Origin of the sequence: Thalassobius sp. MITS945101, assembly GCF_047123305.1 — a bacterium.
Classification (GTDB): Bacteria; Pseudomonadota; Alphaproteobacteria; order Rhodobacterales; family Rhodobacteraceae; genus Thalassobius.
Window position 1 is genome coordinate 2,445,596 of the sequence record NZ_CP138918.1, and the last position, 17,282, is coordinate 2,462,877.

At 54.3% G+C, this 17,282-nt stretch carries 16 protein-coding genes; 9 read left to right on the top strand and 7 right to left on the bottom strand.

All coding sequences use genetic code 11. The features are described 5' to 3' along the window. Positions 1-12 precede the first annotated feature (12 nt). From SIC14_RS12215 to SIC14_RS12235, 5 genes are all read right to left on the bottom strand, one after another. Positions 13-825, bottom strand: coding sequence for a phosphosulfolactate synthase (locus SIC14_RS12215; protein ID WP_412562199.1), 813 nt, complete (start codon positions 823-825; stop codon positions 13-15). Between the two features lie 36 nt (positions 826-861). After that, positions 862-2,853, bottom strand: a complete 1,992-nt coding sequence (locus SIC14_RS12220) for a tripartite tricarboxylate transporter permease (RefSeq protein ID WP_412562200.1) — start codon at positions 2,851-2,853, stop codon at positions 862-864. 214 nt (positions 2,854-3,067) lie between these two features. After that, on the bottom strand, positions 3,068-4,162 hold the full coding sequence (locus SIC14_RS12225; RefSeq protein ID WP_412562201.1) for a hypothetical protein: 1,095 nt from the start codon (positions 4,160-4,162) through the stop codon (positions 3,068-3,070). Between the two features lie 293 nt (positions 4,163-4,455). Next, positions 4,456-5,316, bottom strand: coding sequence for a phosphosulfolactate synthase (locus tag SIC14_RS12230; RefSeq protein ID WP_412562202.1), 861 nt, complete (start codon positions 5,314-5,316; stop codon positions 4,456-4,458). Between the two features lie 196 nt (positions 5,317-5,512). Continuing rightward, entirely contained in the window at positions 5,513-6,556 is a 1,044-nt protein-coding gene (locus tag SIC14_RS12235) for a LacI family DNA-binding transcriptional regulator (protein ID WP_412562203.1), read from the bottom strand. A gap of 281 nt (positions 6,557-6,837) precedes the next feature. On the opposite strand from SIC14_RS12235, the gene SIC14_RS12240 reads away from it, so the two are divergent. Both SIC14_RS12240 and SIC14_RS12245 read left to right on the top strand, forming a co-directional pair. Further along, complete coding sequence (locus SIC14_RS12240; RefSeq protein ID WP_412562204.1) at positions 6,838-7,746, top strand: sugar kinase; 909 nt, start codon at positions 6,838-6,840, stop codon at positions 7,744-7,746. Between the two features lie 669 nt (positions 7,747-8,415). Beyond that, positions 8,416-8,685: a glutaredoxin domain-containing protein gene (locus tag SIC14_RS12245; protein WP_412562205.1), complete on the top strand. Its 270-nt coding sequence runs from the start codon at positions 8,416-8,418 to the stop codon at positions 8,683-8,685. 47 nt (positions 8,686-8,732) lie between these two features. On the opposite strand, the gene SIC14_RS12250 is transcribed toward SIC14_RS12245, so the two are convergent. Both SIC14_RS12250 and SIC14_RS12255 read right to left on the bottom strand, forming a co-directional pair. After that, positions 8,733-9,035, bottom strand: a complete 303-nt coding sequence (locus SIC14_RS12250; protein WP_412562206.1) for a hypothetical protein — start codon at positions 9,033-9,035, stop codon at positions 8,733-8,735. 35 nt (positions 9,036-9,070) lie between these two features. Beyond that, positions 9,071-9,466: a hypothetical protein gene (locus SIC14_RS12255; protein WP_412562207.1), complete on the bottom strand. Its 396-nt coding sequence runs from the start codon at positions 9,464-9,466 to the stop codon at positions 9,071-9,073. Positions 9,467-9,552: 86 nt separating this feature from the next. Here SIC14_RS12255 and SIC14_RS12260 point away from each other — a divergent pair, with 86 nt between their 5' ends. From SIC14_RS12260 to SIC14_RS12290, 7 genes are all read left to right on the top strand, one after another. Beyond that, the gene (locus SIC14_RS12260; protein ID WP_412562208.1) at positions 9,553-9,774 is read left to right on the top strand and encodes a helix-turn-helix transcriptional regulator; all 222 of its coding nucleotides are present in this window, start codon (positions 9,553-9,555) and stop codon (positions 9,772-9,774) included. A 409-nt stretch (positions 9,775-10,183) separates the two neighbouring features. Then, positions 10,184-10,420, top strand: a complete 237-nt coding sequence (locus SIC14_RS12265; RefSeq protein ID WP_412562209.1) for a hypothetical protein — start codon at positions 10,184-10,186, stop codon at positions 10,418-10,420. 227 nt (positions 10,421-10,647) lie between these two features. Then, entirely contained in the window at positions 10,648-11,325 is a 678-nt protein-coding gene (locus SIC14_RS12270) for a hypothetical protein (protein WP_412562210.1), read from the top strand. After that, positions 11,322-13,475 carry a hypothetical protein gene (locus tag SIC14_RS12275; RefSeq protein WP_412562211.1) on the top strand — a complete coding sequence of 718 codons (2,154 nt, stop codon included), beginning with the start codon at positions 11,322-11,324 and terminating at the stop codon, positions 13,473-13,475. The genes SIC14_RS12270 and SIC14_RS12275 overlap by 4 nt, the downstream gene beginning before the upstream one ends. Further along, positions 13,472-14,449: a TniB family NTP-binding protein gene (locus SIC14_RS12280; RefSeq protein ID WP_412562212.1), complete on the top strand. Its 978-nt coding sequence runs from the start codon at positions 13,472-13,474 to the stop codon at positions 14,447-14,449. Before SIC14_RS12275 ends, SIC14_RS12280 begins: the two co-directional genes overlap by 4 nt. Further along, positions 14,449-16,314 carry a TniQ family protein gene (locus SIC14_RS12285; RefSeq protein ID WP_412562213.1) on the top strand — a complete coding sequence of 622 codons (1,866 nt, stop codon included), beginning with the start codon at positions 14,449-14,451 and terminating at the stop codon, positions 16,312-16,314. Before SIC14_RS12280 ends, SIC14_RS12285 begins: the two co-directional genes overlap by 1 nt. A gap of 10 nt (positions 16,315-16,324) precedes the next feature. Further along, the gene (locus SIC14_RS12290) at positions 16,325-16,870 is read left to right on the top strand and encodes an RNA 2'-phosphotransferase (protein WP_412562214.1); all 546 of its coding nucleotides are present in this window, start codon (positions 16,325-16,327) and stop codon (positions 16,868-16,870) included. The last annotated feature ends 412 nt before the right edge of the window (positions 16,871-17,282 follow it).

Genomic DNA, 17,282 nt, shown 5'->3' on the forward strand with positions numbered 1-17,282 from the left:
TGCTTGTTCCGCTTAGTCTTTGGAAAACACAGCTGCTTTTGCCCAGGTCAGCGTACAGGGGCCGTAACCGCGCCGTGCGGCTTCGATCTGCATGACCTGCGAATTGTCCACGAATACGTTTACCTTCGGCCCATAGGCGTTGACGTAATAGGACATGACGTCCTGATCGTCTGCCTCGAACATGAGGTCACGAACCTCGAAATCCGCCGCAAAATCATCGACGAAATCCCAGCGTTCCTCGCCCGATTTCACGTTTTCATATACGCCTTCGGCCTCAATCAAAATCTTCCAAGCCCCATTTTCCATTGCGCGCTTGGCCTGCGCCTTCTTACGTTTGGAGAATGTGCGTCCATCGACCACCGGTTCATGGGCAAAGGACAATCCGCATTCGACAATCGGCCTCATTCCTTTGCCATTCACGTAATCCAACAGATCCGCCAGATCTTCGTCGTCGATGGTGCGGGCGATGACCGAAATTTCCATCACGTCAACGCCCAGCCCGGCGACGTAATTGATGACGTCCCGGGTCGCCTGTGATCCTGCACTCAGGGCCTGATCCATGATGGGATTGCCGACGGCGACACGCACATCATGGTCATGGCTGCGCTGGATTGCCTTTTTGATCTCGTCCTCCGGGATAAAGGTGAGCTGGTTGGTGCCCAGTTTGACGATATCTGTCAGCGCGCCGTAGCAAGTCAGGAAATCCGCGAAATACTGCCCCAGGATTTTCGGCGCACGGACATAGTTGATGCCGCGTTCGCGTGGTTTGGCCTCTCTTTCGATCATGCCGTTTCGTGCTTCTACAAAGCTCTTTTCATTTGTCATTTTGTTTCCTGTTCGAAATGGGCTGTCCGCGGGGCTTCAGCGACCACCCAGCCACCATGGAAGCGGCAAGAAATCTGCAATGATGCCAGCGGGGTATTGCAGTGTCAGAACACCCGAAAGAGTCCAGAGAATGATCAGAACCGCCGCCGAGACAATGATCGAAACCAGATACTTGCTGCGATCATGCATAAGGATGAACCCGTTGATCAAAGCCACAGCCGCAATCGGGAACCCAAGCAGGAACACCAGCCCAAGGAACACAGGGATCATAGCAAAGGCGCGCACCTGTTCATACAACGTGCCGTGGTTTTCAAAGATGTTCCGGGACATGGTTCGCGAGGCCGCATTGGAGGCAATCACGCGTTTCATCCCGGGTCTTTGCTGCATCATTTGCAGACCGGCAATGGATGCAAGCAGCAACAGCAATACGCCGCTCAGAGCAATCGGATAGACGCTGGCACGGAAATCCAAGCTCATGACCTGAAGGATCATGGTGATGGGAAACAGCGCCATAAGGCAGGTGAACATGGTCTGTTTGCCCGCCTCTTCTACAGTCGATTTGCCATCCGGTGTCATTTTTTGACGCAAAAGCAGGAAGATCGTGCCCAATGCCAGAACAATCAGGATGATCGATCCAGTGCGATACAGAAAGGACAGACCATAGGCGGCGCTCACCTGGTAACTCAGCAATTCAATCTTGGATGACAGGAAGAACCCAATCAAAAGCGCGGGCCGCGACCAGCCGTAAGTTTTGAAGAGCACACCCACACCGCCAAACAGCATCAGGGCGACAAAATCGCTCCAGTCGCGGCCATTATTAAAGGTGGCAAAAAAGATCAGAACAACCAGGATAGGTGCCAGAATAAAGAAAGGAACGCGGGTCAGCTGAGCCATTGGCCGTGCCAGAAACAGGCACAGTCCGGCGCCGAAAATATTCGCCACCGCCAGCGACCAGATGATCAGATAGGTGATATCCAGCTGCGTCGTGACCATTTCGATGCCGGGCTCGATCCCGACCAGTACCAGACCGCCAAGCAAAAGCACCTTGTTGCCGGATCCGGGGATCCCGAACAGGATGGTCGGAATAAGCGCCCCGCCTTCCTTTGCATTATTTGCCGATTCCGGCGCGATGACGCCGCGAATGTCTCCGGTACCCAACGTTTCGGGGTTTTTGATGGTCTGTTTTGCGTGGCTATAGGCGATCCAGTCAACGACCGTTCCTCCAAGCCCGGGCAGCGCCCCAACCAGCACACCAACGGTCGAGCACCGGATAATCAGAAACCAGTTGCTGACGGCATCGCGCATGCCACGCAACCAGCCTTTTTCAAGCTTTCCGCCGCCCGCGACGGTCGATTTCGACTGAAGAAGACCAACAATTTCCGGCACCGCAAAGAGCCCCAGCCCCATGACGACCAACGGAAATCCATCGACGAGATACAACGTGCCGAACGTATATCTGGGCTCGCCGGTAATCTGGGCCAGACCAATAGTGCCAATCACAAGGCCAATCACACAGCTGGCCAGCCCTTTCAGGAAGTTGGCCCCTGTCAACGCACCGATCATCAACAAGGCAAGGATGATCAGAAGAAACTGTTCGCCAAAGCCGAAAGACATGATCAGCGGTTTCGCAAAGAAAATCGAAATGCTCAGGATCATCGCCCCGAACAATCCACCCACCAGCGACGAGAGGAAAGCTGCGGACAGCGCCCTTGATGCCTGACCTTTCTTGGCCAGCGGGTGCCCGTCCAGAACCGTCGCCTGTGAACCGGCCGTTCCGGGTATGCCCAGCAAGACCGCCGGAAAGGTGTCCGATGTGGTCGTGGGCGCCAGCACGCCGATCATCATGGCCAGGGCAACGCTTGGCTCAAACGTGTAGACAAAGGGCAGCAGGATCGCGAGACCCGACGTTCCGCCAAGACCGGGCAAAATGCCCAAGGTCAGACCCAGAAGCACTCCGGCCATGAGATAGGGAAAATGGGATATCTGGAACAGCTGCGTCAGCGCTGAGATGAACATTTCAACTTCCACGGCGACCTCTTTCGTGAATTAGTTTAGACATCCGCCAGCATGTTTCGGCGCTACGTATTCGTAGCGCTATCGGTTCAAGTCTCGCCTCACATGTGCGTGGGGCGGCCTCGGTTGGCGAGAGTGCAATCATTACAACGCTTTGACAAACGTTCTGGAATTGACCGGCCCCGAACAGAATCCGGGACCAGTCTGGTTCGGAATTACCGCGTCTGTATCATTCGATCCGATACGTCAGGTTGTAATGCGCAATTGCGTCGTTGAACTGCTGCTTGCTCGCATCGGACAGGTCGACAGCCTTGCCGATGATGCCGCGCACGTCTTCACCAATGACGACCGGAAAAGGCCCGATATTCTTGGGGGCAGCCTCAATGAACTCGAGGTCCTTCGTCATTTCCTCGACTGCCTTGCGCCATGCATCAACGATTTCCGTCGGTGTGCCGGTGGGCAGAACCAGACCTTTGGATGCAGGACCCCAATTGGCCGCGATCACTTCATAGGCTTCACGCTCTGCACCTTCCAGCGGCTTGCCGTGTACCTTTTCGTACATTTCCGGGAAGGTCAGTGCGTCAGGTGAATAGGACGGACGTTGCACAGATCCATCAGGCTGCAACACGCCCAGCGTCATGAACTGATGCACTTTGCCGTCGGCGATGTCTTTGCTGATTGTCTTCAGGAAGTTGCCTGTCCCGTGCGACGCCATTTGCAATTCACCGCGCTGAAAGGACTGATACCCGGCAGAACTGGACAAGCCAGGAATTGGGCGCGCACCGTCAATACCCAGTGTTTTATAGATCCACAGGTGGAACATATCCGCCGAAGCCGCTGTTTTGAACGGGAACAGGGCGACGGGCAATTCCTGCAACCCGGAAACGTCGTTGGGGCCATCTGCCAGATCCGCATGCGTGACCCAGTGGGTCGTAGTCGCCAGCGACAAAACCGGTTCATAGGACAGCAGGTCAAATTTGGCCAGCGGGTTGCCGGTCGCCTGCTGCATGTTCACGGAAGACGATGTCGCAAGCGCAAATGTGCCGTCAGATTCCTGATTGTCATGGAAAAAGTTGCCACCTTTGATCGTGCCACCGCCCGGCATATGCTGAAGCTGGATCACCGGATTGCCCGGCAGATATTTGGACAGGTAGGGCTGGAAAAAGCGGAACGTGCGCGACGTGCCACCGCCCTCTTTGAACGGGATGATGATCGTGACCGTTTCACCCTCGAAATTCACTTCTGCAAGCGCGGTGCCTGCCGAAACCGACAATACCCCTGCAGCGATCACGCCGGACATGGTCTTGAGCGTTTTCTTTAACATTCTATTCTCCTCCGAAATTGGCCGCAGGTCTTGTTTGCGACCGAGTTTGGCGGTGCGAGGATGATACCTCTGCGCCATTGATGTTTGGCAACCCTGCGAACACTGACGCATCCTTCGGGTTCCCTCTGGCGCGCATTCCGAAATCATGCCCTTCGAAACGCGCGGTGTCTTTCTCTATTTGTCGATCCGTTTGTTGATGTTGCTCCTCCCACGCGACCGTCTGATCGCAGCAGCTTTGTTTTGGCTCCGGCTAGCGAATAATTTGATATCGTTATCATCACCGGCCGAAAAATTTATTTGTGACGCACCGGGTTCAGTTCCGGATAACGGTCGAACAAAAGGTTGGCCGGTCTTTCACCCGATCTCAGCGGATCAATGAACATGACCTGACTTGGCATGATGTTGGTGACATTACAGTCGCTGCCAAACATCTCGAAATAGTCCAGCAGGTTTGTATACCACAGCATCTCCGCTTCTTTGGTCGACGTGACCTCGAACGCCACACGATCTTTGCCCAGAATCTCGCGGACTTCATTCAGAACGTCCTTCGCGGCTTCTTCCTGTATCTCAATCTCTTCGTGGTCGATCAAAAGCGTGAACGCACCATGCGCCAGAAACGGCTCTGCGCCCTGGGCGATTTCCGCTGCTGTGGCCGGCACATCGACAATATCGGCCCGACCTTTACGCCATCCGCGTTCGGGATGGTGCTCATAGATAATGCTCATCCCACAATCTAAGGCGCGTTGGCGCCACGACTTGAGTTGTTCGTCGGTAACGTCGCCAAAGGTGTTCATGAATTCGATCACAGGAAACCCGAGCTCTGCACCCGCTTCGATGGCTTCGTCAACAACACCATTCTTATAAGCCCGAAGAAAGAAACCGTGATCCAGATAGGGCTGGACGTTGTGCTTTTTGTAGAGCGCAATCTTGCGCTTTACCCATTCCGCCGGGTGGTTCAGCACTTGTGTCGTTGCGATCTTCACATAGTCAATGCGTTCACCGGCAACGTCCAGAAAATCCTCAAGCTCGGTCAACCCCATGCGTTCGTGATACCAGGGGGCCTCATCATACCCCACGTCCTTGGCCCAGATTTGATTGGTCGTTCTCGGTTTTGGCTCTATGCCTTTCAAACCGAATACCTTGGACATCGACATTTGGAATTCCTCACTCTTTCTCTTTAGGGCGCTGCGACCGTCGACCAATACCTGGTCTGGCGGGCTCGTATCGCGCCAATTGGTGATAACGTTATCATTTGATTCTGGACGGAGTCAATATGCAACTTTCCGAGCAGGTGATCCCGTCTGATCTGACGTCGAACCCGGGCCAGAACCAAAACGCCTTGGAAGATTTCTAGTCCTGGCTGCCTGTCATTGCTGGTCCCATCGATCCCCGCTCAAGCAGTTTGCAACTCAACAGCTGCCGTCTTGCCGGTCCATCTTCAGAGGCTTTTATTTTGTCCAACAGCGCAAGCGCAGCAGTGCGACCTATTTCTCTTCGGTTTTTTTGAACTGTGGTGAGTGGCGGATAGCTCACCTCACCCGAAAAAATCCCATCCATTCCGACAACGGACAATCGGCCCGGCACGTCGATCCCTTTTTCATTTGCGACCTGCAGTGTCGCAAGCGCAAGAATGTCATTTGAGGAGAATATCGCAGTTGGCAGATCTGGTCGGTCAAGAAATGAATTCATGATCTTTCGCGCAGCAGCGAAAGAAGAAGTTGAACTGACGCCGTAGTCACTTTCCAATATCAATTCTGGGTCAACCGACAGCCCTCTCTCGCGATGAAACTCACGAAAAAGTTCCGCCCTCCAGTTTGACCCCGATCGCATCGAACCACCAACGAATAGGGCAATGCGACGATGGCCAAGTTGGTACAACCGTTCGAGAGCAAGGCGCATTCCGCTGCGACTGTCGTTGCCAACAGTATCGTGCATCGCGAATTTATCTGAGTTCGACAGCAGGACAAATGGCGTGGATTGGAGCGCGTCAAACCCGGTTGTGGAAGCTGACGGAGAAATGATCGCACCTTCCACACATGTGCGCACCATATAGTCGAAATGCTCCTGTTCAACGTCTGCGTCCCAGTCGTTGTAAAGTTGAACAACGCTGTACCCGGCGTCTCTCAGAACCTCCTGAATGCCCTTCACCAGTTCGGGGAAAAAGGGATTGGTTATGTCAGCGATCGAGACAGCAATCGAATTGGTCTTTTGCAGCCTGAAATTGGCGGCGATCGCATTCCTCTGATAGCCGACCTTTTTAGCCGCTTCCAAAACACGCTTTCTGGTGCTTTCCTTGGTGCGGATGCCGGTTTGGCCGCTCAGAACTCTTGCGACAGTTGCCTGTGACACGCCACACTCTTTTGCGACGTCAACTATCGTTGCTCTTTTTTTCATCGATTTGCCCGTACCATATTTTCGCTCAAAGGCGCCTTCCGACCGAAGAGTCCTAGTTTGGTCGTCCGGTATGATTGCTAGCGCTTAGTAGGCATTTGGTCCATTGGGTTGGTACTTTCCAGCCCTTCAAGCCAGCCTTCCGGACAATGTGGGCTGATTTTTAAAACATTCTCACACATTTGTCAGGTTTTTCCAATCAAGTATTGATAACGTTATCATAATACACTAGATCACGGCACAAATACAGACCTCTTTGGCGACACAGCCCGGGAAAGGACAAAATGGAGTTTAGCTTGCTCGGCATCGGAGAAGTGATGGCCGAAATCCGCAAAGGAACGTCCGGTGATTTCAAAGTGGGATTTGCTGGAGACACATATAACACTGCGGTTTACTGCGCGCGCGCGCTCAACCAACCGGGCAGTGTCGCGTACAAGACATCCATTGGGCGCGACCCGCTTTCAGCTAGCTTTATTGATGCGGCCAGAAGTGAGGGGATAGATACAAACCAAATATCGACAAATCCTGAGCGAAACATTGGGGTCTACGCAGTATCCACCGACGCGTCAGGCGAACGCAGCTTCTCCTACTGGCGCGCAAGTTCCGCTGCACGGGGAATGTTTACCGATCATGACGATGTGCGACCGCTTCCAAATTCAAGGATTGTTTATCTCTCAGGAATCACACTGGCCATTCTTCAACCAGCTTCTCGTCAGGCTTTGATGAACGAACTTCGGATCTTGTCGGAATCTGGACAAAGCCTGATCGCGTTTGACTCCAATTATCGCGCCCAACTGTGGGAAAGCACGGATGCTGCACAAACATGTCTCTCGGAAATGTGGGACATCGCGGATATCGCGCTGCCTTCAATCGATGATGAGATGGCGTTGTTCAATGAGACTAGCGAAGACGCGGTTATCTCCCGTTTCAATGAAAAAACCTGGGAAGCCTGCGCGATAAAACGTGGAGCGCGAGGGCCGGTTTCGCCGTTTCTTGAGCCACACGCGCACCCAGAATTCAAGACAGCGGAAATCGTGATCGATACCACGGCGGCGGGCGACAGCTTCAATGGCGCATATCTCGCAGCTTACATCCAGGGGCAAAACGAAACTGAGTGCATGTTGTCTGGCCACGAATTGGCCTCAAGAGTCGTCTCGGCTCCTGGAGCAATAGTTTCGCAATCGAGAAGGTGAGATTCTGAAACACAGCCCTGTAGCTTCGGATACGAACTGCGTACCTGGGTTCCAGCAACAAGCTTTTAGAAAGGTTTGGTTATCTTCGTCTGCGCTTTGATTGCCGAGTTTTAAAGCGACATAGAGTTAATTTACGTTTTGGCGGAATCAGCATCGCATTTCGACCTGTATTGGAAATTTCATTGCTTTACGCGGCGCTCAGCGCCGCAAGTGCAAGCGCTCACTTTGTCGACTTCACGAGAGGCGAATTCCCCAAAAGCGGCCGTTAGATCCAAGAAAATCTATGGCAGATTTGCCCCGCTCCTCGTAAATTAATCTTGGCTGCAGCGAAAGAACGGTTTGAACTTCGCCCTTCTGTCGGCCTTCAATGACCGCTCTGGCGACACATGCAGCTTTACAGCGAGAACCATGCCGCGCCCGCGAGCATTTTCTGCGTCAGCAATGGCTGCGTTAGCAAAAGGCAGGTTTGTCCCGCAAACTGTGAGTTCGCCGATCAACAGATTTTGCATTTGCAGCGAACGGCAGGAATGACGGGCCGCATCGCAGCATCACGAGGTCCGGTCGGGTGTCCGGTTTGGGCCGCTTGCCCCAACGATAAAGTTACCGATTTCGCCTTGCGCTTCGGACAGCAAAGTCCGACATCGACAAGAGATAAGCGGAGTCGTTCAAGTGCCCAAGGCTGTTCTGTATCGCATGGACCTACCGAACTATACATGTGGTTATGGGACGGCAGCCCGCGATCTGCTGCGGCAACAGAACTTTGAGATTGAAGAACACATCTTGCGGACACGGCGGGAAACCGATGCGTTCAAAGACATGCACCACATTGCTACAACACCTCTCATCTTCATTGATGGGGTAAAGGTCGGTGGCTTCACCGATCTGAAGAAACATCTCAAAGCTAAAATACCGAAATCTAAGCGCTTCTGGAAACGTTGATCTGAAAGGGATCAATGCCCGCAAAGCACCGTACGTCTACCCAGTGATCATCGGTCTTCAGTTGACCTGTTGATACGCTCAAACTCCTCAGGTGGCAGGAGTACATGTCGCTGACCATCCTTTCTCACGATGAAAACCGGCTCTCGTTCCGCGACCCTCAAGATCGCTTCCAGATTTGCCTGAAGCTGCGTGATCGTGATGTCATCCTTACTACTATGCCAGAATTGAGCGACCGCATCGCAAATGACGTCCTTGGCGTAGTCCTCCACTGACAACTCTGATCGGCGCGCCAAGGACTGCAGTTCAGCGAAAACTACGTCTGGAATGTCGGGAAGTTCGAGAACAGCCATATCACGTCCCTCGCATCACACAGGTTTTTGCACGTCTATGCGATGCCAAAGCGATGCCGTTCGGAATTTGGTAAACGGCGACCGGTTGTCGGATCGAACAACTTCCCGGTTTCAGTATACATAATTCTGGCTTGTTCGTTGATTTCTTCGACGCTACCCGGGAGTGGTTTTGACCCGTCTTCCTTGCGCAACTTCACGGGCTCCCCACGCAAGGGTACCTCAAAGAGGGTTCCATCTTTGCGGATCGCCCAGCCATAGAATGAAAGCTGCGCATTCAGTCTGGAAAGCGCGAGGTGGCGTCTGAACTTTGAACCGAGGCCCGCGTCGGGAATACCGTTCACCTCAGCCAGGCGCGATCTGGCAATCCCGCTCATCTGCGCAAACCGTTCTGAGTCGGCCTCGATCTTACCGTCAGGGTACTCATCAAACATGTAAACATCCTCAGAATAAAGCCTTCTCCGCAAAATGATACGATAAGTCCGTAGACGATTAAACATCTTTCTTGCCGTTTGAGAGGATGGTAAATCGGTTCACAGCGAATGATTTCGGGAACAACCTGAGATCAGCCCGCAAGGCGCAAGGCTACTCGCAAGAGAGCTTTGCCCATGAAGTGGATCTGGACCGTACATATATTGGTGGAATTGAGCGCGGGGAGAGAAATCCCGGTCTCAAAACCGTCATCAGAATAGCCGACGCTCTGAATCTTGATGTCGCGGACCTCTTCCGGCTGAAGGATTGAGCTGCGCCTTCCCCGAGCCGACATATCTACACCGGCTTCCAAGCGTAAATCAGCTGCTACCAAACTCCTCTTTCTCGGCACGTCTCGTGGTCTCGGAAGCGGCGCAGCGCGGCAGTCCCTTGTGATGGTCGTTGACGCTTACAACGTTTCGAAAAGATGCCCCCCGCACATTTCCCTCCTCCGGAAACGACCGTTTCACCCGTTAAGTTATTAGCAGAATTGAAGATTAACTCTTGGGGCTCTAACGTAAGTTAATAATCAAAACTAACTGAGAAAATTCAACGTTATCAACGCGCTCAAGGCTTCTTAGCTCTTGATTGTCCAACGGAGATGCTCCTAGAATCGGGGATGTTGGAACATTCGTTTCGACATCAATGGAAACGTTAGTTCCTGCCAAAGGCCGCGAAACATGGATGCCAACAAAATGCGCCAGCAGATTGTGAAACTGCATCTCGGGATGGCTCAGACAACAATCACCGAGCTGGCCGAGAGCATCGGGTATAGTCGTTCGGCGGTGTCGAACGTACTTGCCGGGCGTAGGCGGTCGGCGAAGATCGAAGCAGCCGTAGCCGAGCGCACAGGATTTCGTGTCGAAGACCTGTGGTCGGTGGCCGCCTCTGGAAAGAAGGGGGATATGAAACGATGATCTAGAAAATAGAAAAGCCCCGAGAGCGGACTCTCAAGGGCCTTCACGTCGTTTGATAGCCGACACTCAGAAGGTCTCTCGATTCCCCTCAAAAGTCAAGTCTGGCGGCCGGGTCTTTTGACCCGACTGGTTGAGCTCGGCCGCCTTCCATCATTGGACAAGAGGAATGTGTGCGGTTCACCCGGATCATATTGGTCAGGGAATGATCCCGCACACCATCAAAAAACATGGAAAAAGAAATCTTTGTGGCCCCTCGGGCCAATCGTGCATCACGCAACATGCCAGAGCGCTCGCGTGTGCGTACTTTCGTAGAGACTGGCGCATTTCGTCCCAATGGGGGCGAAAGCCAGAAAGTCGTGTTCGACAGCCTTCGTGAATTTGACACCTTCACCACGACAACAGCTCTATACCCCGTGGCTGACATGGTCGAGCAGCCATCTGCCATTGACTACGTCGATGCTGATGGTCGCAGGCGTCGGAAAGTAATCGACCAAGTCTACACGCTAAAGGACGGAACCAGAATCGCCGCTGAGATTAAGCCGGCAGAACGTGCCAGAGCTCAGAACCTTGAAGAGAAACTAGGTTATGTGGCGGCGGCAATGCCAGACGATTTTGCTGATTACCTGGTGCTGATTACTGAGGAAAACTACGACCAGTGGGAGGCGCTGAATGCACGGCGCCTGTTTGCCTATCGGCGCGAGGATGACCCGGAGGCGGCCGCGATAATCGCAGAGCTTGCCGCCGAGATCGATCTGCCGGTCACGATCCGGGAGCTGATTTTAAGAGCCGATATTGGCGGCAGGGCCTGGCCGGAAATATTCAAAGCGATCTATGCCGGTGTCCTGCGCCCGATCCAGGACGGCGTTATTGATCTCGACATGCTGGTCGAGGGAGGCATGCAATGACTGATATCATTCGTCTCGAGCCCTATTCGCAGATTCAGCAAGGCGACGTCCCGGGTCTTCTCGTGGAGCAAGGGCCGTTAGGTGTCATCATCAGTCGCTGGAGTGAAGGAGAAATTGTCTTTGACGAGCTCACCTACGATGAGATCAACGAAGGTCTGAAGACCGGTCACATTACCATTCGTGATGGCTATCACAGTGAAGAGGCCGCCCGGCAGCGTGTTCAGTTTGCCGATCAGATTGTCACCCATTTGCCTGCAAAACAACGCTCAACGGTCTTCTTCCGCCAAGCCTGGTGTGATCTCTTTCTGGATGCTGAAGCACGCGGAGAGATTGGCCGCTACTGGAAAGATGTGGAGACCTGGATTCGGAGTGTGGCGCCGAAAATCACGATGCAGATTCCACAGCCTGATAAGGATGCCGGGAGGCGCAAATATGGAGGAAAGAAGCGGTCAAGCAACGAGATTGACCCGCCAGGCTCTTCGGCCTTGCTGCGTTGGGTCCGCGCTTATGAGGCTAGTGGTCGGTGCGTTCTAGCGCTCATAGACAAGCGCTATCTGGCGGGACGGACGAAGGTCAAATTTGGTCCCGAGAGTGCTGCCCTGCTTCGCAAATGCGCGGATCGATATGCGAGTTTTAAACGCCCGTCGAAGAAGAGCGTTATTCGCCAGACAAAACGGGCTTTCCGGCTGGCGAATGCGTATCGGATCGATCGCGGCCTGCCGCCTCTGGCCGTTCCCGCAGAAAGCACAATCTACAGAGAGATATGTCGTCTTGAGCCTTACCATGTGATGTGCCAGCGCCAGGGCCTCGAAGCGGCCAACCGGCATTTTGCAATCATCGGCGAAGGACTGAATGTCCTGCGCCCAGGGGAGCGTTTGGAAATCGATGAATGGAAGGTCGACCTGATTACCTTCTTTGCCGAGGCCGGTGTCTTCGGTCATCTGACAGAGGAGCAGATCAAAGCACTACCGAAAGGGCGGCGCTGGATCTATGTCGTGATTGATGTGCGGACGCGACTGATCCTCTCGGTGAAGGTCTGCGCGACGCCAAATACTGAAGATGCGATTGCAGCACTGGACTTGGCAACCCGGGATAAGGGGGATCTGGCCCGTCTCTTTGGCTGCGCGCTTCCGGACTGGCCGGGTACCGGTTTTGAAACTGTTGCTTCCGATCAGGGTGTGGCCTTTGCGAACTTTGATTTCCGGGGCGCGGTAACGGACCTTCGGGGAACAGTCATGTTCCCGCCAGCAGGTGTTCCCAAACTTCGCGGACATATCGAGCGCTGCTTCAGGACTTTCGGCATAGAGTTGATGGAGTGTTTGAGTGCGCGCACCTATTCAAACATCGTCGAAAAAGGTGATTTTGTGCCTGAAGATTATGCTGCGCTTGCTGATGACGAGTTGACCCGGATCCTGGTTCGCTTTGTTGTCGATGTTTACAACAACAAACCGCACGGGGGCATCGGTGGACAGACCCCGCTGAACTGCTGGCGGGAATTGTGTTTGACCGTTGGCAAGCCCCGCCCCCCGAGCCGGATTGAGCGCCTAGGCGCCTTCGGTCGGAAATATACCCGGAGCATTTCCGGGCGCGGGGTTCGGTTTGCGGGCATCTTCTACACCTGTGAGATGGTCCGGCACCATTTTCTCTCCAATCCCGATCTCGAGGTCGAGATCCGGGTGGATCATCAGGACCTTGGCCTTATCGAGGTCAATCTGGATGGTGTCTGGGTTGTCGCCCGCCCCCTGGCAAAAGGGTTTGATGGTCTGTCGCTGGGTCTCTGGACGGAGGCCTGCAGCAATCTGCGCCGCCGTTTTGAGGCGGAGGCAGAACTGACGCAGGATATCATTGATCAGGCATTTGCAGACTTCACGGAGGAGGATCGCGCTGCCTCTCAACGGCTCGGGCTCTCAGCGCTTGCTCCGACAAAAGCCGATGTTGAGCGCAATCGGGAGCATCTCTGGCTTGGACTGGAGGTCGTGGCGGGCATTATCCCCTCGGTTTCCAGGAAAAAACGAGGTCTCCTTGATGGCGTAATTGCCAGGGCAGAGGTGGCGCCACCACAGCTACCGGAGATCACTCCCGGGGAGGATGATGCGGAACAGGCCATGCCGATCTCGCGTCCGCGCTGGCGTATGGAGGACGGGCAATGACACATATGTCCCGTGAGGAGGTCAGCCACATCGTGGCTGACCTTGAACACCGCTTTATCGCCCATGACACTTACCTAGAGCTCCGGGATCAGGTTGATGATATTCTCTACCGACGCAAAGCGCATACAGCTGCTGGCCGCACGACAGCGCAGCGCGGCATTGTTGTCATTGGTAATGCCGGTGCCGGCAAGAGTTTTGGCATAGAACATCTTCTGCAGAAGCATCCGCATGTGGCATATGGAAAACCATATCAACAGGCGTTGACTGTGCGTCTGGCGTCAGAAGCGACGATCAAAGGTGTCGGTCTCGATACGCTCAAAGCATATGGATATGAGAGCAAGGGATCTCGGACAGGGCATTCGATCTGGCGGCAGGTGATGCATCAGGCGCGCTCCCATAAGACACTTTTTCTGCATTTTGACGAAGCGCAGCATATCCTCAGGACCAAGTCGAAATCTGAGTTTGATCAGGTGATGCTGGTCTGGAAATCCTGTCTGGAGTACGCGGAATGGCCGGTTAGCCTGATCCTCAGTGGCACCTGTGAACTCCTGGATCTGATCAACCGGGATGAACAGCTCAGCCGGAGGTTTGAGCCCGTGCATTTTGCGCCCATGAGCTACGCCGCCCATGGGCATGAGGTGATGGGCGTGCTGGGTGCCTATCTCGATGCGGCAAAACTGTCGCGCGGCAAAACGCTTGAGACATCGGCATTCGCGCGACGACTGCTGCATGCGGCCCGCTACGAGTTCGGGTCGAAAATTGGGCTGATCATATCGGCTATCAAACTGGCGTTGTGCGATGGGAACCAAACCCTTGAACAAAGTCACTTCGCGGGGGCCTATCGGAAACAGAAGCGCTGTGTTGATGCATTGAACCCATTCATTGCTGAGAATTTCCGCACCATTAAGACGGGTCAACTTCTCAGCGGAGCGGAGCTGGAGATAGCGCCAGCAATCAAGAGGGGGGCTGCATAATGCCGTTGTTGCCGATCCTTGTTCCCTTGATGCCGGGGGAAACCCCGGCATCCTTCGCATCCCGGCTTGCCTGGGCGAATGGTCTTTCCTTTGCCTCGGAGTTTTGCACCGATCAGGGCTTTTCTCTTCAGGCCATCGCTGACGGCGATGAACGGGCCCTTTCGATCCTCGCCCAACTCGGCGGAGTGGAACTTGCTCAACTGATGCGTGGTGTTGTTCGCAAAGTGTCGACCGGGCAGTACCGGCTGGCCGGGCAGCTTATTGAGAAACGCTGGATCACGCGCAGGCGCCTGCGGTTCTGTCCGGAGTGTGTCGAGGATGACATCAGCGCAGACACTGGCGGTGGCGCGGCGCAGAGATGCGCCTGGCATGTGCCCTCAATCCGGACATGCCTTCACCACCAGGTCAGGTTGTATGACGACGACAGCTATTCGCACAGCCGTGGTCCCCATGATTTTGCCGGGCGTATCCGCGATCTCAAATTGGGGGCTGATCAGTTGAGAGAGCTGGTTGCATGTCAGGTCTCAACAGGTTTGGAAGACTATCTCACCCGTCGGCTGGCGGGTGAACAACAGGGCACATGGCTCGACAATATCGGATTCGGTGCAGTTGCACTTGGCGCTGAGATCTTCGGAGTTGTCGATCTGTTTGGTGTCGATGCAAAAGTGAAGCATTTATCCGACGTGGAAAAGCGTCGTGCAGGTGCGCAGGGTTTTGAGCTCCTGTCCGAAGGTGAAGATGGGGTGTTTCATCTGCTGCGGCGACTGCATCGTGAGGCCGGTTCTCCCATATCACTTTCGCGCAGAAACTACGGCTGCCTGTTCAGTTGGCTTGAGCAATCCCATTCGGAGCAATACGAGCCCTTGCGTGATCTCGTAAGAAAGTTCTTCACCGAGTCCTATCCCATCGGCGAAGGCGATCTGGTGCTTGGGAAAACCTGTACGACCCGTTGTGTCCACAGCGTTGAAACCCTGCGGCGCGAACTGGGGCTCGGCCGCCGTCAGACAGTGGAACTGCTTGGTGCAAACGGGTTTCTAAGGCCGGACCCTCAGGCAGATAACTCTGCGAAAGGTGTTGTGCTCGATGCACAGGCATTGGCGCCACTGGTCAAAAGTTTTACCGGGGCGATCTGTCAGGTAGCGGCTCAGAAAAAGATCAATGCGCCGAGGGCGCAGTTTGGTGCTCTGGTTGCAGGTGGGATCATCAGACCCATCGCCGGCTCCCCTGTCGGGAGACCATACTACGATGAAGGGCAACTCGATGCGTTCCTTGCCAGTATTGTGCCACGCACACCGACGGCAAAAGCGGATGGGCTAGTCGGTATTCAGTCCGTCTGCCGCAAAGCTGTAGCGGGCGCCGTGGATGTGGTGCGGCTGATCCAGAGCGGCGAACTGAACACTATTGTCAAGGATGCTGAACAAGAGGGGTATCTGTCGGTGCTCCTGGATCCGGCGGAGGTTGCTGAAGCATTGCGCCTGATCAGACCGAACGGATATTTGCGATCGACGCTGGCGGGATTCCTCGGTGTCAACGCAGCCACCCTCCGCCATCTGGTGAACACAGGTCATCTGAAACTGGTTCGGGCGCGTCATCCGGTGTCCCGGAAGTCGGTGCAGGTGGTGCCGTATAGCTCTGTTGACCGGTTTCTGGCGCGCTTTATTCCCGGAAAACACTATGCGGAATTTCTTGGGGGCAGCACCCGGAAAGTCGGCGACCAGCTCATAAAGGAGCGGGTTCCGCTTATCCAAATGCCGGAAGAGTGTAGTGGACGCATATTCAGGCGGAGTGAGGTGACCTCCGGCGTAGAAGAGCTGGCCAATCGCCTACCGCTCTCGCATGATGAAATTGCCTGGCCGGAGTTGTGAGGGGGTTGAGATGAGTAGAGAAAGCAAGTTTCTGAGTTTGGTGCTTCGGCATAAACCTGAAGAGATTGGTCTTCAGCTTGATAAGCACGGGTGGGTTCGCGTTGATGATTTGCTGCGGAAGCTGAAGAAAGCCAATCGCAAGCTAAGTCGCGACGAACTCACTCAGCTTGTCGAGAGCAACGATAAGAAACGCTTCACCCTGTCTGATGATGGTCAGCGCATTAGGGCAGCCCAAGGACACTCAATTGATGTGGATCTGGGCCTGGAACCTCAACGACCGCCGGATGAGCTGTATCACGGCACGGCCAGCGCAAATTTGGATGCGATATTTTCCGATGGGTTGAACCCCGGACGCCGTAAGCAGGTCCACCTTTCGCTTGATCCCTATACAGCTGAACGCGTCGGACAACGACACGGAAAGCCGGTTGTTTTACGTGTCGAGGCGCAACGCATGTTCGAGAACGGCTTTGAATTCTTTCGTGCCGACAACGGTGTTTGGCTCACTGACAAGGTGCCCGCAACCTACTTGGGTTTCGGTAGGGTCGCGGAGCCGTAACAGAGCACGTGGCCGATTGGTTTGCGTTTTATTCGCAGGCAAACAGGCTAAGCGCTAGCGCACCAAAGTCCCTATCAAGTTAATTTTGGAGCCAATACAAAATGCAATCAGACAAAGTATACACCCTTTCAGAATGGTCCGTGCTCGAAAAAACATCTGCTCGCACGACACCTGATCGTACCCTCGACTCTTATAATGCCATTTTGCTGCACATGGTCGCGGCGACTGGTGATGATTGGGCCCGCAATGGATCAGGAAGAGTATGAGTTTGCAAAGGCACTCCTTGCATCACGACACCGCCGTCACCCACTTCCTTCGTCTCCATTCAAAGCGACTAGCCTTCATTGTTCGGAGGTCGTGGTTAGTTGGCACAAACTCTGTGTTGATGTGCCGAAAGGCGAGAAGCGAGGTC

Bases quoted from the DNA above. Each gene is read 5' to 3' on its own strand.
- SIC14_RS12240 (WP_412562204.1), top strand. From the start codon at position 6,838: ATGGAGTTTAGCTTGCTCGGCATCGGAGAAGTGATGGCCGAAATCCGC.
- SIC14_RS12215 (WP_412562199.1), bottom strand. From the start codon at position 825: ATGACAAATGAAAAGAGCTTTGTAGAAGCACGAAACGGCATGATCGAA.
- SIC14_RS12285 (WP_412562213.1), top strand. From the start codon at position 14,449: ATGCCGTTGTTGCCGATCCTTGTTCCCTTGATGCCGGGGGAAACCCCG.
- SIC14_RS12270 (WP_412562210.1), top strand. From the start codon at position 10,648: ATGGAAAAAGAAATCTTTGTGGCCCCTCGGGCCAATCGTGCATCACGC.
- SIC14_RS12275 (WP_412562211.1), top strand. From the start codon at position 11,322: ATGACTGATATCATTCGTCTCGAGCCCTATTCGCAGATTCAGCAAGGC.
- SIC14_RS12230 (WP_412562202.1), bottom strand. From the start codon at position 5,316: ATGTCGATGTCCAAGGTATTCGGTTTGAAAGGCATAGAGCCAAAACCG.
- SIC14_RS12235 (WP_412562203.1), bottom strand. From the start codon at position 6,556: ATGAAAAAAAGAGCAACGATAGTTGACGTCGCAAAAGAGTGTGGCGTG.
- SIC14_RS12255 (WP_412562207.1), bottom strand. From the start codon at position 9,466: ATGTTTGATGAGTACCCTGACGGTAAGATCGAGGCCGACTCAGAACGG.
- SIC14_RS12250 (WP_412562206.1), bottom strand. From the start codon at position 9,035: ATGGCTGTTCTCGAACTTCCCGACATTCCAGACGTAGTTTTCGCTGAA.
- SIC14_RS12280 (WP_412562212.1), top strand. From the start codon at position 13,472: ATGACACATATGTCCCGTGAGGAGGTCAGCCACATCGTGGCTGACCTT.
- SIC14_RS12260 (WP_412562208.1), top strand. From the start codon at position 9,553: ATGGTAAATCGGTTCACAGCGAATGATTTCGGGAACAACCTGAGATCA.
- SIC14_RS12265 (WP_412562209.1), top strand. From the start codon at position 10,184: ATGGATGCCAACAAAATGCGCCAGCAGATTGTGAAACTGCATCTCGGG.
- SIC14_RS12225 (WP_412562201.1), bottom strand. From the start codon at position 4,162: ATGTTAAAGAAAACGCTCAAGACCATGTCCGGCGTGATCGCTGCAGGG.
- SIC14_RS12290 (WP_412562214.1), top strand. From the start codon at position 16,325: ATGAGTAGAGAAAGCAAGTTTCTGAGTTTGGTGCTTCGGCATAAACCT.